Origin of the sequence: Herbaspirillum sp. Sphag64 (assembly GCF_014192645.1) — a bacterium.
GTDB lineage: Bacteria > Pseudomonadota > Gammaproteobacteria > Burkholderiales > Burkholderiaceae_D > Herbaspirillum.
The window spans coordinates 1,075,200-1,099,955 of record NZ_JACHYE010000001.1 but is presented as its reverse complement, the minus strand read 5'-3'; the positions used below and the strand labels follow the sequence as shown (position 1 = coordinate 1,099,955).

The window sequence follows — 24,756 nt, the reverse complement described above, 5'->3', positions numbered from 1 at the left end:
TGTGTGTGCCAGTTGGAGCCGAATTTTGACAGCTTTTCAATGAAGATAATGCATCGCCCCCTGAGATCGCCATTCACAGCAATAATCATGCTGCCATTGCTGCTGTCCGCCTGCAATATCGCTCCCGTGGCGATAGAGCCGGTTCAAAAGCCTGAAGTACCGCATCAGTGGAGCGATCCATCGGTCGCCACAGCCAAATCCCATGCAGACATACAAAGTGATGCTGACGGTGATAAGCCGCTCCCACTGGATGTGGATTGGTGGCGGCAGTTTGGCAGCGCGGAGTTGACGGCGCTGGTCGACGAGGGGCAACGTAATAATTTTGAAATCGCAGCAGCGGTATCCCGGGTCCGTCAGGCCGAGGCCAATGCACGTATTGCTGGTGCACCATTGTTGCCGGAGATTGATGCGACTACCATCGGCAATCGTGCGCCGTTGGTCAGTGGTGGTTCAGCTGCCACCACCACGAGTGCGGTGCTGGAAGTTAACTACGAAATCGATTTCTGGGGTAAGAACAGGGCTGGGCTGGCGGCTGCTGAAGCGTCACTTCGCGCTAATCTGTATGACCGTGAAACCGTTGCCTTGACGGTGACCAGCGGGATTGTTTCGACCTTCCTGCAGGTGTTGTCGCTGAGGGATCGTCTTGGTATTGCGCAGCAGAACGTCAGCAATGCACAACGCTTGTTGCGACTGGTGGAAGCGCAAAGTCGTGCTGGCGCCGCTTCGTCGCTCGATCTGGCGCGTCAGCGTGCGACGGTGGCACGATTGCAGGCGGTGATTCCCGATTTGATGCAGCAGGAGCGTGACGCACAGACCGCATTGGCAATCCTGCTGGGACGACCACCGCAATATTTTTCCGTCAGCGAGAAAGGGTTGGTTGCAATTAACATGCCGCAGATTAAGCCTGGCTTGCCTTCCGAGTTGCTGACACGTCGTCCGGATATTCGCCGTGCCGAAGCCAAGCTGGTGGCGGCCAATGCCAATGTGGCAGCAGCGCGGGCGGCACTGTTTCCGAGCATTCGCCTGACTGGTGCTACCGGTGCGCAAAGCAATGCCTTGCTGTCGTTGTTCAATGGTAGCAATCTGCTCCTCAATCTGGGGGCATCGATTACTACGCCGATTTTCGACGCCGGGTTGTTGAGCAGTCAGCGCGATCTGGCCATCGCACAAAAGCAGGAGTTGCTTGAGGTATATCGCTCTACTGTGATCGGTGCGTTGTCGGAAGTGGAAAAGTCACTGGGTGCCATTCGCAGTCTGGAAGAGCGTTATCGGCTCAAGAAGCAGGAAGTGGATCAGGCCCGTTACGCGTTTGATCTCTCAGAAATTCGCTATCGGGTTGGGGCTGAGGATTTGACGACGGTGCTGGATACGCAGCGTAGCCTGTCGGAAGCACAGGACCAGCTGGGTCAGATCAAGCTGCAACGCCTGCAAGCCACCGTGTCCCTGTACAAGGCGCTCGGCGGTGGCTGGAAGGATGACCTGTTGCAGATGCTTTACGGTGGCCAAAGCTAACGTTGACCACCGGTTTATCTATACCGCCATGGGGGCGGTGAGGGGCGCGTGATGCTGATAGCCCTCAAGCACAAAATCTCCCGGTTCTACCTTTTCGAGCCACTCTGGTTCGTACTTCCCGGTTTTTGCGTAGTCAGGAATACGGTCTGAAAGAATCAGCCGGGGAGCAGGAAAAGGCTCCCGTTTGAGCTGTTCCTGCAACATGTCGACGTGGTTTTCATAGATGTGCGCATCGCCGATGAAGTAGGTGAACCAGCGCGGCGTATAGCCGGTGAGTCTGCCGACCAGATGCAGCAGGGCGGCACCTTCAGTCAGGTTGAAAGGGGTGCCCAGACCGACGTCGTTGCTGCGAATGTAGAGGCACAATGAAATCTCGCGTTGTTCAGCGTTGACCAGAAACTGATATAGCAGGTGGCACGGTGGCAGTGCCATTTCTTCGAGTTGCGCCCAGTTCCAGCCATGAAACAGAATTCTGCGGTTGCCGGGATCGTTGATGATGGTATCGAGACACTGACGCAACTGGTCTACCGCTTTGTAGAGCAAGGCACTGGCACCTTTGCCGGTGTCCGGATTAGCGGCGACTTCGCCGATATGGGTATAGCCGCGTGCCAGTGCATCGGCAATCTGGGCGCTACTTTGTGGCAAGCCCAGATCAATCACCTTGTAAGCAGGCCATTGCCGCCATTGCACCCCATAGACCGAGCCCAGATCCCCCTCTTGCAGTCGATAGGGATTGGCCAGCCATTGCTTGTTTTCATTAGCATTCTGATCCCAGACCTTGCAGCCGAGCGCATTGAAGTCACTCGCATTGCGATAGCCGCGCAAAAAGCCGACGAGTTCACCAATCGCCGATTTGAAGGCCAGTTTTTTGGTTGTGACCGCCGGGAAACCTTGCTGCAGGTCAAATTTCATCATTGCGCCGGGAATGCTGCGGGTGCGGATGCCGGTGCGGTTGTTTTGCCACGCACCGTTGTCGAAGATGTCTTGCACCAGCTGGAGATACTGTTTCATAGTGTTTGAATGCTGAAATGGAGGGCGCCAGGGCGGCCAGAAATAGTCGTACAAGTATACCGGCCATGCAGCTTTTTTGTCCGTGTGTTGATGTCGAAGGGAGCACAAGACAGTGCCGGGTCACGTTGTGACCCGGTGCAAGAGGGGGATGCGGAGGATGAGGTGGTTTGCTTAGTGTTGTACCGGCGCGGTCCGCGAGCTTGCTGATTGCGTTCGGTGACGTGTCTGGCGACGTTTTTTGGGGTTGACACTGAAAACTGCTGCCAGCAACAGGCTCAGTAAAGGAATTGCGGCGGCCATCATTTCCAGCACGCCGGTATGCTCTTCTACCTCTTCCAGTCCGAACTGGTAGTGGCTGGCAAACACGAGCAACAAAAACAGCAATGCCGTTGACAGACCTGCAATCAATCGCAGATTCAGGTGGAAGCCGACTTTCCCGGTTGTCGATTTGCTTGCCATGCTGTTCTCCTTCAAGACGCTGTACTAGCAATATCGACAGTCTGAGCGAGACGTTGAGATGGCAATTTGTAAAGAAATGTAAGTTTATGGATTGTTAAGTGGCCTGCCTTTGTCTGCTCAGCAATTATTTGTGCGGCAGTTCAGGTCGATTGCTGTGGGGGCGCCCTTGATTGGTACAATGCGCGCAGCCGGGTTGCATCAGTATGGTTTTTCTATATTGTCTGTCTTTTTCATTATTTCTATTACCTCCTCACCGCCATGGATTTCATTCTGTTTCTGGTCGACTTCATCATTCATATCGATCGCCATCTGACTGAACTGGCCGTGGCCTATGGTCCATGGTTGTTTCTGATTTTGTTCCTGATCATTTTTGCGGAAACCGGTCTGGTCGTCACGCCGATTCTGCCCGGTGATTCGATGCTGTTCGTGACCGGTGCCATTGCGGCCACTGGCGCATTCAATGTACATCTGATGGCGGTGACGCTGATTGTGGCCGCCATCCTTGGCGATAGTACCAATTATCAGATTGGCAAATTTCTCGGTATTAAGGTGTTTGAGCGAGAGAATTCAAGGATTTTCAAGCGTGAGTATCTGGAGCGCACGCATGCCTTCTATGAGCGTCATGGTGGCCGGACCATTATCATTGCGCGCTTCGCACCGATTGTGCGCACCTTTGCCCCGTTCATTGCCGGTGTCGGTGCGATGACCTATCCGCGCTTCTTTACTTACAACGTGATTGGTGGTGTGTTGTGGGTGGCAAGTTTTACCTATGCCGGTTATTTCTTTGGCAACCTGCCTGTGATCAGACAAAACCTCAGTCTGCTGATTGTGGCGATTGTGGTGATTTCGTTTTTGCCGGGAATTATCCAGTTCCTGCGCCAGCGCAAGGCTGGCTGAATCGCGCAACATTGCCAGCCTGACATGATGCAGGCTGGCGAAATCGATAGGGCGAAGCCGGACTAGAAGAATTCGACCGTATCGTTGGTCGAGATTTCAGAACTCAAGACGCCTGAGGTGACCAGGTCGTCATAGAAGCAGATACGGTTGCGGCCATTCTTTTTGGCGTGGTAGAGCGCCTGATCGGCATGCCCTAGAATCACCACCGGTGTTTCGTGCGAAATACCCACGAAGCCCAGGCTCACTGTGACCTTGCCTACCTGCGGGAACTGATAATTTTCGACGTTTTGACGGAAGCGATCGAAAATCCGATTAGCGTCATCAAATGTGGTCGAGCGTAGCAGAATCACGAACTCTTCACCGCCGAAGCGGAAAATCCGGTCCTGCGAGCGAAACGACGCGCGCAAGATGTTCGCCATCAGAATCAAGACTTCATCACCGTATAAGTGGCCAAACTGGTCATTGACCTGCTTGAAGTGATCGATGTCCACTACAGCCAGCCAGTGCGCCTTAATGTTCTCGTGATGGCGTCGTTCATTGGAGTCGAGATGGTGGGATTCGTTTGGCGCGATCGAGAGCGCATTACGGGAGAACTGGTCATCAAAGGTCTTGCGATTGAATAAGCCGGTCAGCGCATCGCGTTCGCTGTAATCAAGCAGACTCTTGTAATTGCAATAGACCTTGAAGATGCCACCGATGATTTCCAGGGCGGCATCATCAAAGGGTTTGGTATTGGTGATTTCGAGGCAGGTATTGATTTTTCCATGGAGCCACACGGGCAGCCATAAGACGTGCTCGGTGCCAACCATGTCATTGTGGGCCGATTTGTGTTCACGGATACAGGTCTGGATCGCCGGATATTGACTCAGCGGTTCTTTGGCGTCATCGTGATGATGTTCGATGGGTTCACACAGTTGTCCGTCCCGAAACAGGATTTTCTCCTGGACGAACAGTTCCTCGCGCAGAGAGAAGATCTCCAGCACACGGACCTGACTGACGAGCGTCAACTCATGCAGAGCGGAAATAACGGAACGTTCCAGACGCGTGTGTTCACGGTGCGCTGTAATGTCGGCCAGATTATTTAGAAGCTGTTTCATCATCGGGATGTCTACTCCTGCATGAGCACATTATTCTATGTATGGTGGTACTCGAAAGGATGCTTGACCATTCACATAATGCATCAGGACTCTATGCAAGAATCACACCATTGATCAGGCAACTTAACTGACCGATTCTACACGGTCACTTCGTGATCAGCTAATGCCTTTCTGTAAATTTGGATGGAATAAGTCGCTTTGATTTCCTTGTGGAAATTTTTTATCAATTTACGATGTTATTACGCCAATTAAGAGAGGGATGCAGCGGCGTAATACGGTGGTGGCGGTCATTAGCCATAAATTTAAAAGGGTACCTTGAGGTACCCTTTTTTTATTACTGTATCGTCAGCCTAGCAGTCTGATTACCAATAAATGATCGCCAGAGCAACGCCAATGATGAGCGCAAACTTTGTGATTCGGTATACAGTGCGGTTCCAGTTCTTGAAGCGACGGCGATATTGACCGGCCAGCCAGACAAAGCGGAACAGCTTGTTGATTCGTCCGGTCTGGTCGCCAGTTTCATTGGGCGAACTGGCGGCAGTCATGATGGAGCGTCCAAACCATTGATTGAATGCCTCTGCCCAACGGTATCGCAAAGGCCGTTCGACATCGCAAAACAGGATGATGCGATTGCTGTCGGTGCCATTGTGGGCGGTATGAATAAAGGTTTCATCGAACACGACGCTTTTGCCGTCGCGCCAGCTGTAGCGCTGACCATCGACATCGATAAAGCAACGATCATCATTCGGAGTGACCAGCCCCAGGTGGTAACGTAGTGAACCGGCGTAGGGGTCGCGATGCGGATTGAGCGTGCCGCCAGGTGCCAGCTCGGCAAACATGGCCGCCTTGACGCAAGGAATCTGACGTAGCAGTTCCACCGTTTTCGGGCAAAACTGTTCAGCCGAAGGATGGCTGGCGTTGTACCACTTCAGATAGAAGCGCTTCCAGCCTGCCTTGAAGAAGGAGTTGAAACCGGCATCGTCGTTTTTCTCGGCAGCCTTGATCTTCGAAATATTGCGCAGATTGACGGCTTCTTCCTTGATGGTTTCCCAGTTGTCGTCCAGCAGATGCAGGTTTTCGAATTCACTGACCGCCGGATAGGGCACTGCCGGCACGCGGGAAAACGTATAGATGAACAGGTTGATAGGCGCCATGATCGAGGAGTGATCGAAGAACTGGCGCAGGAAGGGCAGCCTGACCTTACCCCGGAAATGGATAAATAAAATCGAAAAAATATAAAGACCGACGACGACCCACTTCATTGCAATATCCTCAAGTCGATGGCACCAGAGCCCCCTGTTAGTGGCCATCATGATTAATTCCCCGCGGCTGACATCGGCGTTGTTGATTCGGCCGTGCTGTCAGTACGATAGTAATTTTGTTGTTGATTTGACAAAATTATCCATTCATGCGCTCGATTTTACACCAAGCGGTCGATGACCAAGAGTGAGGTAGATCAAGTGGAGGTGGAAAAACAAAGCGGCCCCACACGGAGGTGTAGGGCCGCTTTGGCGCTTCCAGGCACCTGCAGTTGCCTGCAGCTTGCCTCGCTCAGTCTCAGGCGGGTTGGATTTGCAGCTTGCGCGGCGCCTGACGCGGCATACCGGTAAAGCCGAAGTCGATTTCTGGCTGACGTCCTGCGATGATCTCTGCAATTGCACGTCCTGAGCCGCAACCCATGGTCCAGCCGAGTGTGCCGTGACCGGTATTGAGGAACAGGTTGCTGAACTTTGTTTTGCCAACATACGGGATATTGGATGGCGTCAGCGGACGCAAGCCAGTCCAGTAGGTCGGATTGTCATAGTCGCAACCATCTGGAAACAGTTCACGGGTGCGGCGGGTAATGGCTTCGCAGCGGGTATTGTTGAGTTCACGGGTGTAGCCGTTCAATTCGCAGGTACCTGCCACACGCAAACGGTCACCTAGGCGCGATACCACCAGTTTGTAGCCGTCGTCGGTCAACGACACGCTCGGTGCGGCATCCGGGTTGGTCACCTTGTAGGTTGCCGAATAGCCCTTGCCCGGATACAACAGGAGGTTGATGCCCAGTGGACGCAGCAGCGCTTCCGAGAAGCTACCCATAGCGACCACGAACGCATCGGCGCGCAGGGTTTTGTGACGGCCTTCGCCATCGATGACTTCCACACCGGTAATCTTGGCAGCAGCGCCAGTGCCTTCGGTCAGCAAGCGGGTGATAGTGGTATTGAACTGGAAGTCAACGCCAGCTTCTTCGGCCTTCTTTGCCAAACCTGTGGTCAGTTTGTAGACGTCACCGGACTCGTCGGTGGCGGTAAAGTCACCGCCTACAATCTTGTTGCGGATGCTGGCAAGTGCGGGCTCAATCTTGACGACTTCGTCAGCGCTGATCGATTCCCGTGGGCAACCCAGATCACGCATGAGCTTGGCGGCTGGCAGTGACAGTTCGAATTCTTTTTCTTCGGTATAAAAATGCAGGATGCCGCGCGTCAGGTGGTCGTACTGAATATTGGTTTCCGCGCGCAGATTAACCAGTGTCTCACGGCTGTATTCGCATAGTGCGACGATCTGGCGGATGTTGGCATCGGTGCGGGCAGGAGTACATTCGCGCAGGAAGTTGACGGCCCACTTCCATTGCAGCCATTCAGGGCGGAAGCGATAGAGCAGCGGTGCGTCTTCCTTGCCCAGCCATTTCAGTACTTTTAAGGGGGCAGATGGGTTAGCCCAGGGTTCGGCATGCGACACAGAAATCTGACAGCCGTTGGCGAAGCTGGTCTCCTGGGCTGCACCTGGTTGACGGTCGATCACCGTCACGTCGTAACCTTCACGCTTCAAAAACCACGCCGAGGCGGTGCCGATAATGCCTGATCCCAATACGATGACCTTCTTCATCACAATCTCCTTAATCAATGACCAGCATTGTAAGAATTAACTGATTTTTTGGGTAAGCAATCAAGCCCGTTTTATTTGTATTTTTAAATACTAATTCCTGCTTTGTGTTTAAAAATGAAAATAATTTGGTACTTCACTTATTTTTTTTGCATTTGCAATCTTCGCCATTTCCTCTGCAAGTGCTTGTTCCACCGTCGCTACCAGTGCTTGCTCCATGCTGGCTCGCACGCGTGTCTTGAGGATGTCGGCCATGTTGTCGAGCACCACTGCCAGTTGATCCTGCAGATGCTGATGCAAGACTTGATCGACTTCTCGTAGTACGGCCTGCATGACGTTCTCGAATACTTCCTGACGGAGATGCTCTAGTTGCTCACTGCTGGGCGCAGCAATGGGGGCAGTTACCACACCATTTAACGCGGCACTGCCTGTCGCCGGTGCGACGGCAATGACATCGGTCAGTAGTGGAATGTTCTGGTACGTGGAGTTATCCATGATGGCACGTTCAATCGGCGACGAAGTGGCTCAGGGGATAGCCGCGTTCCTTGTAGAAACGATAACGATCGCGCCCGGCAGCCTTGTCGGTGTCGTCCGACGAGATGATTTCGAACATACGCTCGAAGCGCGCAAAATGCTGCGGTTGCTGACCGGACAGGTTGATCAGTACATGGTGGTGTGGCAGCTCGACTTGCTCATCGTCGGTCAGGATGATCGGTGTTTGCGGTGCCAGCGGATCCGTGGCGTGGACATGCGGCAGAAAATCCTGCTCTGAGAAGCTCCAGAGCAATTGATCGAGTTGCGTTAGCTCGTTGCGCTGGCTGGTCAGCACCACAATCTTGCATTGTGCGGCGTGCGCCTTGCGTACCAGCCTGCAGGCGTAGGCTAGTTTATTGGGGACATTGCTGTGGAAGTCGATGCGAGTCATGGTGCAAGTATAGACAAATGCGGGGCGATTGTTGCACTGCATTCCTGTCGGGCAGGAGCGCAGTGCAACAAACTAACTGACGAGCGTAATTCAGGCCGCCATGCCGCTATGCCGGAGCAAGGCATCGATGCGCGGTTCGCGACCACGGAAGGCCTTGAACGATTCGATGGCCGGACGTGAACCGCCAACTGCCAGAATCTCTTGCTGGAAGCGTAATCCGGTAGCAATCGAAATGACGTTGTCGCCAGCTGCAGCAGCTTCTTCAAAAGCACTATAGGCGTCCGCCGACAGCACTTCTGCCCATTTGTAGCTATAGTAGCCAGCGGCATAGCCACCAGCAAAGATATGGCTGAACGAATGCGGGAAGCGATTGAAGGCAGGTGGACGGATCACGGCAATCTGATCCCGTACCCGTTCCAGGACGCTTTGCACACCGGCCCCGCTGGCTGCGTCGTAGTCGTAATGAATATGCATGTCAAACAGCGACATCTCGATCTGACGCAGCATCTGCAAGCCCGACTGGAAGTTCTTGGCAGCGATCATCTTGTCGAACAAGGCGCGTGGCAGCGGCGCGCCGGTATCGGCATGCGCAGTCATGTGTTGTACAACCTCCCATTCCCAGCAGAAATTTTCCATGAATTGCGAAGGCAATTCGACCGCATCCCACTCCACGCCGGAGATACCGGAGACGCCGACTTCGTCAACTTGCGTGAGCATGTGGTGCAAGCCGTGACCGGCCTCGTGGAACAGCGTGATTACTTCATCATGGGTGAACAAGGCAGGCTTACGCACGCCATCGACGATCGCAGGTTCGCTGAAGTTGCATACCAGATAGGCAATCGGCGTCTGTACGCCATGGCTGGTCATGCGGCGGGCGCGTGCATCGTCCATCCAGGCGCCACCACGCTTGCCGTTGCGGGCATACAGATCGAGGTAGAACTGGCCGATCAGCTTGCCGTCACGTTCGATGCGGAAGAATTTGACATCGGGATGCCAGACCGGCGCGCTGTCTGGGGCAATGTTGACGTTGAACAGACGCTGAATCACCTGGAACAGGCCTTCAATCACCTTCGGCTCCGGGAAGTATTGCTTTACTTCCTGTTCCGAGAAGGCATAGCGTTGCTCGCGCAGTTTTTCGGCTGCGTAAGTCATGTCCCACGACTGCAGGTCGTCCAGGCCCAGTTGTTCACGGGCGAAGGTCCGCAGTTCATCCCAATCCTTGACGCCGTAGGAGCGGGCGCGTTGACCCAGATCTTCGAGGAAGGCGATGACTTCCTGTGGTGATTGCGCCATTTTGGGCACCAGCGACAGTTCCGCAAAGTTCTCGAAGCCCAGCATGACGGCTTCTTCATGGCGCAGTTGCAGGATCTCCTGCATGTTGGCGGTATTGTCCCATTCCGGCTTGACGCCCAGCTCCGAAGCCTTGGTCACATTGGCGCGATAGATCTGTTCGCGCAGGGCGCGGTTATCGGCGTATTGCAGGATCGGAAAGTAGGATGGGAAGTGCAGCGTGAACTTGTAACCTGGCTTGCCATCCTTTTCGGCCGCAGCACGGGCGGCCTGCAGCACGTCGTCGGGCAGGCCAGACAGCGTTGCTTCGTCGGTGACGAACAGGCCGTAATCGTTGGTGGCGTCAAGGATGTTTTCAGAAAAACGGGTCGTCAGTGCCGCCATTTTTTCCTGAATTTCTGCAAAACGCACTTTCTTCTCGTCAGGCAGTTCTGCACCTGAGAGGCGGAAGTCACGCACCGCGTTATCGATTACCTTCTTGCGTGCCGCTGACAGCGAGGCGTATTCGCTGCCGGTTTGCAGTGCCTTGTATTTTTCGAACAGCGCCAGATTCTGACCCAGCGCCGTCCAGAACTCGACCAGACGTGGCTGGTTTTCGTTGTAAGTAGCGCGTAGTTCAGGTGTATCCACCACCGAATTGAGATGCCCGACAATGCTCCATGCACGCCCGAGTTGCTCGGTGGCATTTTCCAGCGGTTCGACAAAACTGGCCCAACTGACAGTCGCTGTCGGTGATTCCAATTCCTTGATTAACCTCTCAGCCTTGGCCAGCAGGGTATCGAGGGCCGGCGTGACGTGCTCGGGTTTGATCGCAGCAAACTGGGCCAGGCCGGAGAAGTCCAGCAGAGGATTGGGCGAATTCAGGGGCATTGCGGTATCTGCGGTGGTGGTCATAAAGGTTCCGGCTTTCAGGTTCGTTCTGCAGCTTCAATGGTATTGACCAGCAACATGGTGATGGTCATCGGCCCCACACCGCCAGGCACAGGGGTGATATGACCGGCGACTTCCTTGGCATTGGCAAAGTCGACATCGCCACACAGCTTGCCGTTGTCATCCCGGTTCATGCCGACGTCGATCACGACAGCACCTGGTTTGACCATGTCAGCAGTGACAATGTTGCGCTTGCCAGTGGCCACCACCAGAATATCTGCCTGACGTGTGTGGTGACCAAGATCGCGGGTCTTGGAATTACAGATAGTGACGGTAGCACCTGCTTGCAAGAGCAGCATGGCTTGCGGCTTGCCAACAATATTGGAGGCACCGACGACGACCGCAGTGGCACCGCGTACAGGGTAGTTGATCGATTCCAGCATTTTCATCACGCCATAGGGTGTGCAGGGGCGGAATAACGGTTGACCGGTCATCAGGAGCCCCGCGTTGCTGACGTGGAAACCATCTACATCTTTCTCCGGAGCAATTGCCTCAATGACCTTGTGCGCATCAATATGGGCTGGCAGTGGCAATTGCACCAGAATGCCGTTGATTTTGGGATCGTGATTGAGCGCGTCGATACGTGCCAGCAGCGCCGCCTCGGTCAGGCTGGCTTCATACTTTTCCAGTACCGAATAGAGACCATTGTCTTCACAGGCCTTGACCTTGTTGCGCACATAGACCTGCGAGGCCGGGCTGTCACCGACCAGAATCACGGCCAGACCGGGTTGTTTGCCGGCGGCAGTCAAGGCTGCGGCGCGTTTGGCAACATCGGCACGCAGTTGTTGGGAGAGCAGGTTTCCGTCGATGAGTTGTGCTGGCATGATGACTAGGCTAGGAGAGAAGAAAGAAAAGGGCTAAAAAATCAAAAGAAGACGCACCAGGTGCGAATAACGTCACATTATAAATGCCTGAAGGGTCGTCTAGCCGGAGACAAATAGGATGCCCATTTGTATACAGCCTCGGATTAGGTCCGCGGACGACGTGATTCTGGATTTTCGGTTATTCTCCGCCAAACATTTCTAACGAGGACGCTGTATGACTGATCTGCTAACCCGCCGTCTGGCCCTGTTTAACAGCCAGCAACACCGCGCATTGCTGGCTCTTGGCCTGCGTGGCGTGGAGCGGGAAACGCTGCGCGTGACGACAGATGGTCGGCTTGCCACTTCACCACACCCGATCGGTCTGGGTTCGGCATTGACCAATGAAGAGATCACCACAGATTACTCGGAGTCCTTGCTGGAATTCATTACTCCCGCCAAACACGATATTGCCACTGCCTTGGCGCGCCTGGATGAAATCCATCGCTTCGTCCATTCACGGTTGCAGGCGCAAGGTGAGTTGTTGTGGAATGAGTCGATGCCCTGTGTGTTGCCGGATGAGCAAGATATTCCGATTGCCTGGTACGGTACCTCCCATATTGGCACGCTCAAGCATGTCTATCGCCGTGGGCTGGCGTTACGGTATGGCAAGACCATGCAGTGCATCGCTGGGATTCATTACAATTTTTCGCTCAATGAACAGGTCTGGGAATTACTGCGCCAACTCGACGACCGTGAGCAAAGCGTTGAGCCATCGGTCTCGGCGCGAGACTATCAGTCGGAGAGCTATATTGCGCTGATTCGTAATTTCCGCCGTTATAGCTGGCTGCTGATGTATCTGTTTGGTGCGTCGCCAGCACTGGCATCCAATTTCCTGCGTGGTCGCCCGCATCAACTGGGGACGTTGAGCGACGACACCCTGTATCTGCCGTATGCCACCAGCTTGCGCATGAGCGATCTGGGTTATCAGAGCAATGCGCAGGCCAATATCACGCCGGACTACAACAATCTGCACAGCTATATCAGAAGCTTGTCGCAAGCGGTCAGCCAGTCCTATCCGCCGTATGAGGCGATCGGCACCAAGCGCGATGGCGAATGGATACAGATCAATACCAATATTTTGCAGATCGAAAACGAGTTTTACTCCAGTATTCGCCCCAAGCGGGTAATTTATAGCGGTGAGCGTCCGGTACAGGCGCTGGCGGCGCGTGGTGTGCAGTATGTCGAAGTGCGCTGTCTTGATATCGATCCGTTTGAGCCCGTTGGTGTTGCTTTGACAACTGCACGTTTCCTGGACGTCTTCCTGCACTTCATTGCATTTGAAGAAAGTGCGCTGACGTCGCCGGAGGAGGGTACAGAAAATCGTCGCAATTTCGCGAGCGTGGTCAAGGACGGGCGACGTCCTGGCTTGCAGTTGCAACATCGTGGTCAGCAACTGGCATTGCCGGATTGGGGTTTGCAACTGATTGAGCGCATGCAGCCGATAGCGGCGCTGCTTGATAGCCAGGCTGGTGGTGAAGAGCATCAGCGTGCACTGGCGGCGCAGGCCGACAAGCTGCGTGATCCCGAGGTTACGCCGTCGGCACGGGTTCTGCGTGAGGTGCGTGCAGCCGGCAACTCCTTCCCGCGTTTTGTCTTGCAGCAAAGTCAGGCACAGGCAGCAGATTTCCTGGCGCGGCCGCTCGATGATGCGCTGGCGCAGGGCTTTGTCGCTGCCGCTGCGACATCCCTGGAGCAGCAGCAGTCCTTGGAGAGTACCCAGACCGGTGATTTTGATACGTTTGTTGCCGCCTATCGCGCCAGTACACTGGGCAATATCAGTATCTAGTAATTAGTCTCTGGTGCAGTAGGGCCGTTGCTGGTCCTTATCTTTTGTACTATCAATGTTGAGCAAGGCCCGCTCTCCTTCCGGAATAGCGGGCTTTTTGTCGCCTTGACATAAATAGGACGGTCGTTTCGGTGCACTGCAACTGAGCGCTAAACCCCAGTCTGGCGCAGATGGCTGAAAATACATGCCGCTAGAAGGCCCTGTTTATGCCGCTTTGCAGCATTATTTCATAATGCGGAATTGAATATCGCTATTTGAAAATAAAAAAAGCCCTGTTAAAATGCCTCGTCCACACGGCCCAAAGACCGTAAAGTATTGGCAAAAAACGCGTTACGGTTTCACGATCCGGCTTTATCAGGCCGGTTTCCCTTACAACTCAGGAGACATCACATGTCAGCCCAAATCGACCAAGTCCTGGCGCAAGCCGCCAACGATCCCGACGTCATTGAAACGCAGGAGTGGCTAGATGCCCTCGAAGCCGTGATCGAGGCAGAAGGCCCGGAGCGTGCGCATTATCTGATGGAGCGTATGGTCGATCTGGCCCGCCGCCGTGGTGCCCATATTCCTTTTTCCAGCAATACCGCCTACGTCAATACCATTCCAGCCGATCAAGGCGAGCACTGCCCTGGCAATCTGGAATACGAGGAGCGTCTGCGCTCCTGGATGCGCTGGAATGCGATGGCCATGGTGGTCAAGGCAAACCGTGTTGACGGCGACCTCGGTGGTCACTTGTCGAGCTTTGCCTCGCTGGCCAATATGCTGGGCATTGGCTTCAACCACTTCTGGCATGCACCGACCGAAGATCACGGTGGCGATCTGCTGTACATTCAAGGTCACTCTTCCCCAGGCGTTTATGCACGTGCCTTCCTGGAAGGCCGTCTGACTGAAGACCAACTGATCCATTTCCGTCGCGAAGCTGACGGCAAGGGTCTGTCCTCCTATCCTCACCCTAAGCTGATGCCAGAGTTCTGGCAGTTCCCGACTGTGTCCATGGGCCTGGGTCCGTTGATGGCGATCTATCAGGCGCGTTTCCTGAAGTACCTGCATGCACGTGGCATTGCCGACACCGAGAAGCGTAAAGTCTGGGCCTTCTGTGGCGATGGCGAAATGGACGAACCAGAATCGATGGGCGCCATCGGTATGGCAGGTCGTGAGCATCTGAACAATCTGGTCATCGTGGTCAACTGCAACCTGCAACGTCTGGATGGTCCGGTACGTGGCAATGGCAAGATCATTCAGGAACTGGAATCCGATTTCCGCGGTGCTGGCTGGAACGTCATCAAGGTCATCTGGGGCAGTGGCTGGGATGAGTTGCTGGCCAAGGACAAGGAAGGCATCCTGCAAAAAGTGATGATGGAAACCGTGGACGGTGAATATCAGAACTACAAGGCTAAGGATGGTGCATTCGTGCGCAAGCACTTCTTCGGCAAACATCCGAAGTTGCTGGAAATGGTCAGCAAGATGTCGGACGACGATATCTGGCGTCTGACCCGTGGCGGTCATGATCCACACAAGATTTATGCTGCCTTCAAGGCGGCTCAGGAAAGCAAGAGCCAACCAACCGTGATTCTGGCCAAGAGCATCAAGGGTTATGGTTTTGGCAAGGCTGGCGAAGCACGCAATACCGCGCACAACACCAAGAAGCTCGATGACGAAGCCATCAAGGCCATGCGCGACCGCTTCCAGTTGCCGATCTCGGACGCTGAGCTGCCGAACATTCCCTTCTTCAAGCCGGCCGATGACACGCCAGAAATGCAATACCTGCACGAACGCCGCAAGGCGCTTGGCGGTTATCTGCCGCAACGTCGTCCACAAGCCGATGAAAAGCTGGTCGTACCCGAGCTGTCTGCCTTCCAGGCGATGCTGGAGCCAACCGCTGAAGGCCGTGAAATCTCCACCACAGCGGCCTATTCGCGCGTGCTGACAGCACTGCTGCGTGACCCTAGCCTGGGTCAGCGCGTGGTGCCGATCATGGTCGACGAATCACGTACCTTTGGTATGGAAGGCTTGTTCCGTCAGATCGGTATTTTCAGCCAGGTAGGTCAGTTGTATGACCCGGTCGACAAGGACCAGGTGATGTACTACCGCGAAGACAAGGCCGGCCAGATTTTGCAGGAAGGTATCAATGAAGCGGGCGGTATGAGCTCATGGATCGCCGCGGCGACCTCGTACTCGACCAACAACCGCATCATGATTCCGTTCTATACGTACTACTCGATGTTTGGTCTGCAACGTATTGGCGATCTGGCCTGGGCCGCAGGTGATATGCGTGCGCGTGGCTTCCTGATCGGCGGTACTGCTGGTCGTACCACGCTCAACGGCGAAGGTCTGCAGCATGAAGATGGTCACAGCCATGTGTTCGCTTCAGCCATTCCGAACTGCGTCCCTTACGATCCGACGTTCGCTCATGAAGTCGCCGTGATCATCCATGACGGTCTACGTCGCATGGTTGGCAATCAGGAAGACGTGTTCTATTACATTACCGTGATGAACGAGAATTACGGTCACCCAGGCATCAAGCCAGGGCAGGAAGACGGCATCCTGAAGGGCCTGTATCTGCTCAATGAAGCAGAGAAGAAGAACAAGTTGCGCGTGCAGTTGCTGGGTTCCGGCACCATCCTGCGCGAAGTCATTGCTGCCGCGGATCTGCTGCGCGACGACTGGAAGGTCGATGCTGACGTCTGGTCCGCACCATCGTTCACCCTGCTGGCCCGCGATGGTCAGGATTGCGAACGCTGGAACATGCTGCATCCGGCCGAAGCCCAACGCAAGGGTCACTTCGAGCAATCGCTGGAAAAGACCGAAGGTCCGATCGTGGTCTCGACCGACTACATGCGCACCTATGCTGAACAGGTCCGTGCGTTTGTACCGAAGGGTCGCTCCTACAAGGTACTGGGTACCGATGGCTATGGCCGTTCCGACACCCGTGCCAAGCTGCGTGAGTTCTTTGAAGTGGATCGTCATTACGTCGCCGTGGCAGCGCTCAAATCGCTGGCAGATGAAGGCAAGATCAAGCCTTCCGTGGTGGCTGAGGCAATTGCCAAGTACGGCATCAATCCGGAAAAGCCAAATCCAGTGACCCAATAATTAAGGGTTACGCTGAACTTGCATCATCAGCAAGGCGGCTTGTCGTGACATACTTTGTCGGCAAGCCGCCTTCAACATGAGTGGACACAAGCACCGGTCGATCAATTTCCCAGTATCGGACCGGAGCCAGAACAAACGGAGCGCAAGAGATGAGTCAAATCGAAGTAAAAGTACCGGACATTGGCGATTTCAAGGAAGTTGAAGTCATTGAAATTCTGGTCAAGGTGGGCGATACCATCAAGGTCGAACAATCATTGCTGACCGTCGAATCCGACAAGGCCAGCATGGAAATTCCTTCCAGCCACGCTGGTGTGGTCAAGGAAATCAAGATCAAGCTGGGCGACAAGGTTGCTGAAGGCTCGGTCGTGGTCGTCGTGGATGCCGAAGGCGGCGCTGTTGCCGCTGCTCCAGCGCCAGCCGCTGCAGTGGTTGCACCTGTTGCAGCCAGTGTCGCTGCACCAGCGCCTGCACCAGCGCCTGCACCAGCAGCGCCAGCAGTGGCCGGTGGCGTGCAGGATATTCTGGTACCTGATATCGGCGATTTTGCCGAAGTCGAAGTGATCGAACTGCTGGTCAAGGTGGGGGATACCGTCAAGGTTGAGCAATCGCTGCTGACCGTCGAATCCGACAAGGCCAGCATGGAAATTCCTTCCAGCCACGCCGGCGTGATCAAGGAACTCAAGGTCAAGCTCGGTGACAAGGTTGCCAAGGGCTCGCTGGTCGCCGTGATTGAAGCGACTGGTGGTGCAGCCGCGCCAGCTCCGGTAGCAGCGGCTCCAGCCCCAACTCCAGCAGCGGCTCCAGCACCAGCAGCACCGGTTGCCGCAGCAGCTGTGGCGCCAGCCATGGCAGTGGCCGCAGTGACACCAGGCGCCGGCAAGAAGTCGCATGCGTCGCCATCGGTACGTAAATTTGCCCGCGAACTCGGTGTGGATCTCACCCGTGTCGCCGGTACGGGTCCCAAGGGCCGTATCGTGCAGCAAGACGTGCAGAATTTCGTCAAGGCAGCGCTGGCCGGCGGTGCAGGTACCGCAGCCGCCGCACCAGCCAAGAATGGCAGCGGTGTAGGCCTGGATCTGTTGCCATGGCCATCGTTGGACTTCAGCAAGTTCGGTAGCACCGAATTGCTGCCGCTGTCGCGCATCAAGAAGATCAGCGGTCCAAACTTGCACCGTAACTGGGTCATGATCCCACACGTCACGCAATTTGACGAAGCAGACGTGACCGAGCTGGAAGAATTCCGCAAGACGTCCAACGACGCCTACGCCAAGGCCAAGTCGCCGGTCAAGCTGACCATGCTGGCGTTTGTGATCAAGGCCAGCGTTGCAGCGCTGAAGAAATTCCCCGCCTTCAATTCCTCGCTGGATGCCAATGGCGAAAACCTGATCCTCAAGCATTACTACAATATCGGTTTCGCAGCCGATACGCCGAATGGTCTGGTGGTTCCGGTGATCAAGAATGCTGACCAGAAGAGCATTGGCCAGATCGCGACAGAAATGGGTGAGCTGTCGGCGCAGGCGCGTGACGGCAAGCTCAAGCCTGCCGACATGCAAGGTGCAACATTCACCATTTCCTCGCTGGGCGGTATTGGCGGCACCGCCTTCACCCCGATCATCAATGCGCCGGAAGTGGCCATTCTGGGTCTGTCCAAGTCGGCCATCAAACCGGTCTGGGATGGCAAGCAGTTTGCACCGCGTCTGATCCTGCCAACTTCGCTGTCTTACGATCATCGCGTCGTCGACGGTGCGATGGGTGCCCGCTTCTCGGCCTATCTGGCTGAAGTACTGGGCGACTTGCGCAAGACCTTGCTGTAATGCTGCATTCCGCCGTGGTCTATGCCACGGCGGCAACGTCCTTTACAGGCATGAGCGAACAACGAATATAACGGAGTCAAGACATGAGTCTCGTCGAAGTCAAAGTCCCCGATATTGGTGACTTCAAAGAAGTAGAAGTGATTGAATTGCTGGTCAAGGTCGGCGATACCATCGTGGTCGATCAATCGCTGATCACCGTCGAATCCGACAAGGCCAGTATGGAGATCCCCTCCAGCACGGCGGGTGTGGTCAAGGAATTGAAGATCAAGGTTGGCGACAAGGTTGCTGAAGGTTCGGTGGTGTTGCTGGTCGAAGCTGCGGCTGGTGCTGCTGTTCCTGTTCCGGCGTCAGCGCCTGCACCTGCAGCGGCGGTAGCAACGCCGGCTCCTGCCGCCGCACCAGTGGTAGCACCTGTTGCTGCCAGCTTTGGCGGTAATGCCGATGTCGAGTGCGACATGATGGTGCTGGGCGCTGGCCCTGGCGGTTATTCAGCGGCTTTCCGTGCGGCGGATCTCGGCCTGAACACGGTGCTGGTTGAGCGCTATTCGACATTGGGTGGGGTTTGCCTGAACGTTGGTTGCATTCCTTCCAAGGCCTTGTTGCACGTAGCCGCCGTGATTGATGAAGCTGCGTCCATGTCGCACCACGGTGTCACCTTCGGCAAGCCGGAGATCGATATCGACAAGCTGCGCGCCTACAAGGAAAAAGTCATCGGTACCATGACCACAGGTCTGTCCGGGATGGCCAAGGCACGTAAGGTCAACGTGGTGCAAGGTGTCGGCCAGTTTGTCGGTAGCAACCATATCGAAGTCACTGCCGCTGACGGTAGCAAGAAAACGATCAAGTTCAAGCAAGCCATCATCGCAGCTGGTTCGTCAGTGGTAAACCTGCCGTTCGTGCCGCAAGATCCGCGTATCGTTGACTCCACTGGCGCGCTGCAATTGCGTCAGGTGCCCAAGCGCATGCTGGTCATTGGTGGCGGCATCATTGGTCTGGAAATGGCGACCGTCTATTCGACCCTCGGTGCCCGCATTGACGTGGTTGAAATGATGGATGGTCTGATGCAGGGCGCAGACCGTGACATGGTGAAAGTGTGGCAAAAGTTCAACGAGAAACGCTTCGACAACATCATGTTGAAGACCAAGACCGTAGCAGTGGAAGCGCTGCCGGAAGGTATCAAGGTCAGTTTCGAATCTGCTGAAGCGGGTGGTAAGGCGCCGGATCCGCAACTCTATGATCTGGTGCTGGTGGCGGTCGGACGTAGCCCGAACGGCAAGAAGATTGCTGCTGACAAGGCGGGCGTGACCGTGACGGATCGCGGCTTTATTCCTGTCGACAGCCAGATGCGCACCAATGTGCCGCATATCTTTGCGATCGGTGACCTGGTCGGGCAACCGATGCTGGCGCACAAGGCCGTGCACGAAGCGCATGTGGCAGCTGAAGCAGCTGCAGGTCAGAAGAGCCACTTTGATGCCAGCGTGATTCCTTCGGTGGCTTACACCGATCCGGAAGTGGCATGGGTTGGTCTGACCGAAGATGAGGCCAAGGCCAAGGGTATCAAGCTGGAGAAGGGCCACTTCCCTTGGGCAGCTTCTGGCCGTGCGGTTGCCAATGCCCGCTCGGAAGGTTTTACCAAGCTGCTGTTCGATGCTGAGACGCATCGTATCGTCGGTGGCGGTATCGTTGGCACCCATGCGGGTGACATGATTGGTGAAATCGCGCTGGCGATCGAAATGGGCGCAGATGCCGTCGATATCGGCAAGACCATCCATCCGCATCCGACCCTGGGTGAATCGATTGGGATGGCGGCAGAAGTGTTTGAGGGCGTTTGCACGGACTTGCCTCCTGCACGCAAGAAATAAGTCTTTCAATCGATAGACTGACGCCTGAATGGCAAATCAAACGGCTGACATCGCTAGATGCCAGCCGTTTTTCATTGACGCTGCCTGAGGCTACTAATGCAGCAAGATCATCCGTTCAATGTGCGCATCGCCTCTTCCGGATAGCGCAGTCCGGCGGCGGCACCGAGCGGGAACAGTTGGTTCAGTTCGGTGAGATCAGCTGCCGACAAGGTGACGGCCAGCGCACCGGTATTTTCTTCCAGATACACCCTGCGTTTGGTGCCGGGAATCGGGACGATATACTCGCCTTGTGCCAGCACCCAGGCCAGGGCGAGTTGCGATGGTGAGCAGGCGTAACGCTGTGCCAGCGCTTTGACCTGGTGGACTAACTGCCGATTTTTGTCAAAGTTTTCACCTTGAAAACGTGGGCTGTGACGACGATAGTCATCTGCTGCAAATTGTTCTGGACGGGTGATAGCACCAGTCAAAAAACCTCGTCCAAGCGGGCTGTATGGGACGAAGCCGATTCCCAGACGCGCACAGGTGGCCAATACATCCTGCTCCGGGTCGCGCGTCCACAAGGAGTATTCGCTTTGCAATGCCGTAATCTTGTGGACCTTGCTGGCGCGCTCCAGGGTGCCCGAAGATGCCTCGGACAAGCCGATGTAACGGACCTTGCCGGCCTTGACCAGCTCCGCGAGCGCGCCGACGGTTTCTTCGATCGGAGTGGTGGGATCAATGCGATGCTGGTAATACAAGTCGATGGTATCGATACCGAGCCGTTTCAGGCTGCCTTCTACTGATTGCCGGATATAGTCAGGCTTGCCGTTCACGCCGCGTGCCGCTGGATTGGCTGGGTCGCGAACAATTCCAAACTTGGTGGCAATGAAGACTTGATCGCGCTTGCCACGAATTGCCTTGGCTAGTAGTTCCTCGTTGGTGTAGGGGCCATACATGTCGGCAGTGTCGAGCAGATTGATACCAAGCTCCAGTGCGCGATGAATGGTGGCTATGGATTCGGCATCATCCCGATTGGCATAGAAGTCGCTCATGCCCATGCAGCCCAGACCAATGGCTGAGACGTGCGGGCCGTCAGCGCCGAGTTGGCGAGTGCCGACCTGAGTTGCTGCCTTGATTGGCAGTTGTTGCAGTGTCGCTGTGCTGAGTGTATTCATGAAAAACATCCTCCGTGGATTGGGGTGGAACGCCCTGCGCAATGGTGGCTTCCAAAGCGTCATACATCGCAATCTTTTGATGCAGAACGGTGAGGTTGCTTTGCAACTCGATGAGCGTCTGTTGCACGGCCAGCGTATGCTGTTGCAGCATGGCTTTGCGTGCTGACACACTATCCCTGGTATTGCCAAGGCGTCGCAGTTCGGCGTAATGCAGCATGTCCCGAATCGGTAAGCCGGTCGACTTCAATTTGCGCAGAAAATCGATCCAGCGCAGATCTTCCTCCCGGAAACGGCGATGACTATTGTCTTCGCGTCGGATCGGATCGAGCAGACCGATGCGCTCGTAATAACGCAAGGTATGCACTGATAGGCCAGTGACGGCGGCGGCTTGCTGGATACTCAGGGAAGTGGTCATAGGAACGGAGTCTAGAAGTTTGAGTGCGCTCTAAGTCAAGGGTGATTATGCACTTCTGGTGTTTTTTTCATTTCAGGCGCTCGCCAGCAAACTTTTTTCAGCTGTGCAAAGATAGCGGCTCTCGCAATTTAGCCACTTTTGTTTTGTTCAGGAGAACACCGCATGTCTCACCATTTTGATCCCGCACCCATTGCAAAAATTGCCGGTATTGCCGCTGCTGACCTGGGTATCGAGCTCATCGCCCATCACCTTGACGGCGTCGAATATGAAAGCGTGTTGCTGTTCAATAAAACAGTGACTGCACCTGCAGCCGGCGTGTTGGCTGTACCAAATTACTTCGGTATCAGCCAGAAGGCCTTGCAGGTCGTGACGACCACAGCAGGTTTGGCGCAACCTTTGTTTATCGCCGATGTGTACGGGAAGACCGTGCGTCCTGCTACGCCAGATGAGGCACTGGCGACCATCATCCCCCTCAAGCAGAATCGTGCTGAATTGCGCAAGCGCATGCAGGCAGCATTGGATGCCTTCAAGTCGCAGGACAAGGTCAAGCTCAATGGCAAGCTTGCGGCGCATGGCTATTGCTTCGGTGGTACGGCAGCGCTGGAACTGGCGCGCTCGGGTGCAGATCTGAAGGCATTTGCGTCACTGCACGGCGCACTCGACACGCCGACACCGCAAGATGCGAAGAATATCAAGGGCGCCGTGCTGGTATTGCACGGCGTGCTGGATCCTTCGGTGCCCCGTGAGCAGGTCAATGCATTCATCGATGAAGTCAGTGCCGCTGGCATCGACTGGCAACTGGTCAACTACGGTCTGGCAGCCCACTCCTTTACCGATCCTGAGGCAAACAACCCAGGTTATTACTACCATCAACAGACGGCAGAGCGTGCTGCTGTGGCATTGAAGAATTTCTTTGCTGTGCAACTGGCTTGATTCAGGGCGATGAAAACCTGCTCCGTTGCGTGCTAATTGATTAGTTACTGAGATTTGCGACAACATAAAACGGCCGGCTTTTTGCTGGCCGTTTGTATAGGGGCTGGCCTATCTGCAAAGATGTCCCACCAGCATCGACGATTTGGTTTGTTTGATTTTTTAACGTTTTTTAATTGTTCTCGTGATAATAAATCAATCTCTTCTTTGTGGAGGGTAAAGTGGACAATTTTTCTATACTTCAGCCAGATGTATCACTTCACCGCGCCGATCCTGCCGCACCTCTCCCTAGCAGGAGGGCTAATACTAAGCCTGTTACGCAACACATTGTTCATGTAGCCAATGTTCCGGAGACTCCACCGGGCACAACTCTGGCTGTGGACGCGGGGATGACGGCGTCTGAATTACTAAGACTTCCGAGTGACTGTCTCGGGGAAATTTTCAAATACATCGTGGATTTGCCTGACTTGTACGAGCTGGCAGGTGCGCTGCCCCCCCGCTATCGGGGGGAGGTGCAGCGGGTTTTCCGGTTCGCCCATCCTATTAGTAAAACTAAACAGTGGTTGCAGCACTGCATCCAAGGCGAGAATGAATCGATCATGCGTTTTTGCCTTGAGAACAGCGTGGACAATGCATTGATCAATACCGTTAATGCGCGAGGCCTTACCGCGTTAATGTTGGCCTGCGAGGAGAATAAACTCCATATCGTGGAGTTACTGTTGCCGCATGCCGGACTCGATATCAATCTGGCCAGTGTTGTCGATGGACGTGGTTCGCCGAAGTCTGCACTGTCCATCGCCGTAGAACAGGGTTGTCACGCTGTCGTGGAGAAGTTATTGCAGCGTCCTGAAATTGACGTCAACGCTGGTACGCCCCTGGTGGAGAGCTTGTTGTATGAGCAGCTCAATATCTACCAACTGCTGTTGCGAGATCCCCGGACTGATATCAACGGCGTCGATGAGTTCGGTGATACTGCGCTGGTGTGGGTCGCGCAGCTTGGTGATACTCAATTGATTGAGCAGCTGTTGGCTTTTCCATTGATTGATCCCAATCGTGGAGTACCTTTGATTCAGGCAGCTATGCGTGGTGAGCTCAATACCATACGACTTCTGCTTGCGCATGAGCGGACTGATATCAATTGCCGCGATATGTGCGGCAGCACTGCGTTGCTGGAAGCAGCCAGATATGGGCATTTGGACGTTGTCACTGAATTGCTGAGCACCTCGCATATTGATATCGGAGTCGTCAATGCGCATGGCGAGACTGAGCTTGGCGTAGCGCCTCCCGAAATTCGTCAGCAACTTGAAATGCTGCTGCAGGAGCGCGCAAGGTCTCAGTCCAGATAGGTGCGCGCCATTTCAAAGCGTGGCGCAAAGTAGGGGTTGTCGAGGCGGGAGATATGGACGCGGCCATTGGTTGCTGGTGCATGCACGAAACGACCATCACCGATATAAATGCCAACATGAGAAAACGGCCGATGCTGGGTATTGAAAAAAACCAAATCACCGGCGCGCAAACGACCTCTGTCGATCTGTCGTCCTTTGCGGGCTAGATCAGCCGCGCTGCCTGTGAGCCGGAGGTTTGTGGCATGGCTGTAGATATATGTCACCATGCCACTGCAATCGAGTCCAGCTTCCGGATTTTTGCCGCCGAATCGATAACCTGTATCAATCAAGCCAATCGCAAAGAGGGCGACTTCACTGCCTTTCTCCGCCGCCACATCAGACTGTGGCGGCTGTACCGGCGTGCTATCCGGCGGCGCGATCGGGGGGCTGCTGCATGCTGCCAGCAAGGCAGCGAAGCAGCAGGCAAGCAGCGCGTTGCGCTGAACCGGAGACAGGTAGCAAATCGCCATCGCA

At 54.9% G+C, this 24,756-nt stretch carries 20 protein-coding genes; 8 read left to right on the top strand and 12 right to left on the bottom strand.

The features are described 5' to 3' along the window. The first annotated feature begins 87 nt into the window (after positions 1–87). Positions 88–1,512: an efflux transporter outer membrane subunit gene (locus tag FHW66_RS04880; protein WP_183378567.1), complete on the top strand. Its 1,425-nt coding sequence runs from the start codon at positions 88–90 to the stop codon at positions 1,510–1,512. Between the two features lie 18 nt (positions 1,513–1,530). On the opposite strand, the gene FHW66_RS04875 is transcribed toward FHW66_RS04880, so the two are convergent. Together FHW66_RS04875 and FHW66_RS04870 are read right to left on the bottom strand one after the other, a co-directional pair. After that, a complete protein-coding gene (locus FHW66_RS04875) occupies positions 1,531–2,523 on the bottom strand; it encodes a thymidylate synthase (protein ID WP_183378566.1) in 993 nt (330 codons plus the stop codon). Positions 2,524–2,694: 171 nt separating this feature from the next. Then, on the bottom strand, positions 2,695–2,982 hold the full coding sequence (locus tag FHW66_RS04870) for a hypothetical protein (RefSeq protein WP_183378565.1): 288 nt from the start codon (positions 2,980–2,982) through the stop codon (positions 2,695–2,697). Between the two features lie 258 nt (positions 2,983–3,240). On the opposite strand from FHW66_RS04870, the gene FHW66_RS04865 reads away from it, so the two are divergent. Continuing rightward, positions 3,241–3,879: a DedA family protein gene (locus FHW66_RS04865; RefSeq protein ID WP_183378564.1), complete on the top strand. Its 639-nt coding sequence runs from the start codon at positions 3,241–3,243 to the stop codon at positions 3,877–3,879. Between the two features lie 62 nt (positions 3,880–3,941). On the opposite strand, the gene FHW66_RS04860 is transcribed toward FHW66_RS04865, so the two are convergent. From FHW66_RS04860 to folD, 7 genes are all read right to left on the bottom strand, one after another. Next, positions 3,942–4,979, bottom strand: a complete 1,038-nt coding sequence (locus FHW66_RS04860; protein ID WP_183378563.1) for a GGDEF domain-containing protein — start codon at positions 4,977–4,979, stop codon at positions 3,942–3,944. Positions 4,980–5,338: 359 nt separating this feature from the next. Then, on the bottom strand, positions 5,339–6,238 hold the full coding sequence (gene lpxO, locus FHW66_RS04855; RefSeq protein WP_183378562.1) for a lipid A hydroxylase LpxO: 900 nt from the start codon (positions 6,236–6,238) through the stop codon (positions 5,339–5,341). Between the two features lie 295 nt (positions 6,239–6,533). Next, positions 6,534–7,844 carry a D-amino acid dehydrogenase gene (locus FHW66_RS04850; protein WP_183378561.1) on the bottom strand — a complete coding sequence of 437 codons (1,311 nt, stop codon included), beginning with the start codon at positions 7,842–7,844 and terminating at the stop codon, positions 6,534–6,536. A 108-nt stretch (positions 7,845–7,952) separates the two neighbouring features. Beyond that, complete coding sequence (locus FHW66_RS04845) at positions 7,953–8,336, bottom strand: hypothetical protein (protein WP_183378560.1); 384 nt, start codon at positions 8,334–8,336, stop codon at positions 7,953–7,955. 10 nt (positions 8,337–8,346) lie between these two features. Next, the gene (locus FHW66_RS04840) at positions 8,347–8,766 is read right to left on the bottom strand and encodes a DNA polymerase III subunit chi (protein WP_183378559.1); all 420 of its coding nucleotides are present in this window, start codon (positions 8,764–8,766) and stop codon (positions 8,347–8,349) included. A gap of 90 nt (positions 8,767–8,856) precedes the next feature. After that, positions 8,857–10,950 carry a M3 family metallopeptidase gene (locus tag FHW66_RS04835; RefSeq protein WP_183378558.1) on the bottom strand — a complete coding sequence of 698 codons (2,094 nt, stop codon included), beginning with the start codon at positions 10,948–10,950 and terminating at the stop codon, positions 8,857–8,859. 14 nt (positions 10,951–10,964) lie between these two features. Further along, positions 10,965–11,810, bottom strand: a complete 846-nt coding sequence (gene folD, locus FHW66_RS04830) for a bifunctional methylenetetrahydrofolate dehydrogenase/methenyltetrahydrofolate cyclohydrolase FolD (RefSeq protein WP_183378557.1) — start codon at positions 11,808–11,810, stop codon at positions 10,965–10,967. Between the two features lie 214 nt (positions 11,811–12,024). On the opposite strand from folD, the gene gshA reads away from it, so the two are divergent. The 4 genes from gshA (at position 12,025) to lpdA (ending at position 20,398) form a co-directional block, all read left to right on the top strand. Continuing rightward, a complete protein-coding gene (gene gshA, locus FHW66_RS04825) occupies positions 12,025–13,635 on the top strand; it encodes a glutamate--cysteine ligase (RefSeq protein WP_183378556.1) in 1,611 nt (536 codons plus the stop codon). 390 nt (positions 13,636–14,025) lie between these two features. After that, positions 14,026–16,722 carry a pyruvate dehydrogenase (acetyl-transferring), homodimeric type gene (aceE, locus tag FHW66_RS04820; protein WP_183378555.1) on the top strand — a complete coding sequence of 899 codons (2,697 nt, stop codon included), beginning with the start codon at positions 14,026–14,028 and terminating at the stop codon, positions 16,720–16,722. 149 nt (positions 16,723–16,871) lie between these two features. Further along, entirely contained in the window at positions 16,872–18,536 is a 1,665-nt protein-coding gene (aceF, locus tag FHW66_RS04815; protein ID WP_183378554.1) for a dihydrolipoyllysine-residue acetyltransferase, read from the top strand. Between the two features lie 83 nt (positions 18,537–18,619). Then, positions 18,620–20,398 (top strand): dihydrolipoyl dehydrogenase, encoded by a 1,779-nt coding sequence (lpdA, locus tag FHW66_RS04810; RefSeq protein ID WP_183378553.1) that lies wholly within the window; start codon positions 18,620–18,622, stop codon positions 20,396–20,398. A gap of 107 nt (positions 20,399–20,505) precedes the next feature. Here the strand turns inward: lpdA and FHW66_RS04805 are convergent, their stop codons facing one another. Next, on the bottom strand, positions 20,506–21,552 hold the full coding sequence (locus FHW66_RS04805) for an aldo/keto reductase (protein WP_183378552.1): 1,047 nt from the start codon (positions 21,550–21,552) through the stop codon (positions 20,506–20,508). Next, positions 21,470–21,967, bottom strand: coding sequence for a MerR family transcriptional regulator (locus FHW66_RS04800; protein WP_183378551.1), 498 nt, complete (start codon positions 21,965–21,967; stop codon positions 21,470–21,472). Before FHW66_RS04800 ends, FHW66_RS04805 begins: the two co-directional genes overlap by 83 nt. A 162-nt stretch (positions 21,968–22,129) precedes the next feature. Here FHW66_RS04800 and FHW66_RS04795 point away from each other — a divergent pair, with 162 nt between their 5' ends. Both FHW66_RS04795 and FHW66_RS04790 read left to right on the top strand, forming a co-directional pair. Beyond that, the gene (locus tag FHW66_RS04795) at positions 22,130–22,900 is read left to right on the top strand and encodes a dienelactone hydrolase family protein (RefSeq protein ID WP_183378550.1); all 771 of its coding nucleotides are present in this window, start codon (positions 22,130–22,132) and stop codon (positions 22,898–22,900) included. A gap of 386 nt (positions 22,901–23,286) precedes the next feature. Further along, positions 23,287–24,243 carry an ankyrin repeat domain-containing protein gene (locus FHW66_RS04790; protein WP_255458827.1) on the top strand — a complete coding sequence of 319 codons (957 nt, stop codon included), beginning with the start codon at positions 23,287–23,289 and terminating at the stop codon, positions 24,241–24,243. Here the strand turns inward: FHW66_RS04790 and FHW66_RS04785 are convergent. Then, the gene (locus FHW66_RS04785; protein ID WP_183378548.1) at positions 24,231–24,752 is read right to left on the bottom strand and encodes a C40 family peptidase; all 522 of its coding nucleotides are present in this window, start codon (positions 24,750–24,752) and stop codon (positions 24,231–24,233) included. The genes FHW66_RS04790 and FHW66_RS04785 overlap by 13 nt on opposite strands. Positions 24,753–24,756 lie beyond the last annotated feature (4 nt).

Excerpts from the sequence above, each read along its gene's own strand:
- aceF (WP_183378554.1), top strand. The coding sequence starts at position 16,872 with ATGAGTCAAATCGAAGTAAAAGTACCGGACATTGGCGATTTCAAGGAA.
- lpdA (WP_183378553.1), top strand. The coding sequence starts at position 18,620 with ATGAGTCTCGTCGAAGTCAAAGTCCCCGATATTGGTGACTTCAAAGAA.
- FHW66_RS04850 (WP_183378561.1), bottom strand. The coding sequence starts at position 7,844 with ATGAAGAAGGTCATCGTATTGGGATCAGGCATTATCGGCACCGCCTCG.
- FHW66_RS04860 (WP_183378563.1), bottom strand. The coding sequence starts at position 4,979 with ATGATGAAACAGCTTCTAAATAATCTGGCCGACATTACAGCGCACCGT.
- FHW66_RS04800 (WP_183378551.1), bottom strand. The coding sequence starts at position 21,967 with ATGACCACTTCCCTGAGTATCCAGCAAGCCGCCGCCGTCACTGGCCTA.
- FHW66_RS04835 (WP_183378558.1), bottom strand. The coding sequence starts at position 10,950 with ATGACCACCACCGCAGATACCGCAATGCCCCTGAATTCGCCCAATCCT.
- FHW66_RS04785 (WP_183378548.1), bottom strand. The coding sequence starts at position 24,752 with ATGGCGATTTGCTACCTGTCTCCGGTTCAGCGCAACGCGCTGCTTGCC.
- FHW66_RS04870 (WP_183378565.1), bottom strand. The coding sequence starts at position 2,982 with ATGGCAAGCAAATCGACAACCGGGAAAGTCGGCTTCCACCTGAATCTG.
- aceE (WP_183378555.1), top strand. The coding sequence starts at position 14,026 with ATGTCAGCCCAAATCGACCAAGTCCTGGCGCAAGCCGCCAACGATCCC.
- FHW66_RS04875 (WP_183378566.1), bottom strand. The coding sequence starts at position 2,523 with ATGAAACAGTATCTCCAGCTGGTGCAAGACATCTTCGACAACGGTGCG.
- FHW66_RS04880 (WP_183378567.1), top strand. The coding sequence starts at position 88 with ATGCTGCCATTGCTGCTGTCCGCCTGCAATATCGCTCCCGTGGCGATA.
- FHW66_RS04790 (WP_255458827.1), top strand. The coding sequence starts at position 23,287 with ATGACGGCGTCTGAATTACTAAGACTTCCGAGTGACTGTCTCGGGGAA.
- gshA (WP_183378556.1), top strand. The coding sequence starts at position 12,025 with ATGACTGATCTGCTAACCCGCCGTCTGGCCCTGTTTAACAGCCAGCAA.
- FHW66_RS04840 (WP_183378559.1), bottom strand. The coding sequence starts at position 8,766 with ATGACTCGCATCGACTTCCACAGCAATGTCCCCAATAAACTAGCCTAC.
- FHW66_RS04805 (WP_183378552.1), bottom strand. The coding sequence starts at position 21,552 with ATGAATACACTCAGCACAGCGACACTGCAACAACTGCCAATCAAGGCA.
- FHW66_RS04865 (WP_183378564.1), top strand. The coding sequence starts at position 3,241 with ATGGATTTCATTCTGTTTCTGGTCGACTTCATCATTCATATCGATCGC.
- folD (WP_183378557.1), bottom strand. The coding sequence starts at position 11,810 with ATGCCAGCACAACTCATCGACGGAAACCTGCTCTCCCAACAACTGCGT.
- FHW66_RS04795 (WP_183378550.1), top strand. The coding sequence starts at position 22,130 with ATGTCTCACCATTTTGATCCCGCACCCATTGCAAAAATTGCCGGTATT.
- FHW66_RS04845 (WP_183378560.1), bottom strand. The coding sequence starts at position 8,336 with ATGGATAACTCCACGTACCAGAACATTCCACTACTGACCGATGTCATT.
- lpxO (WP_183378562.1), bottom strand. The coding sequence starts at position 6,238 with ATGAAGTGGGTCGTCGTCGGTCTTTATATTTTTTCGATTTTATTTATC.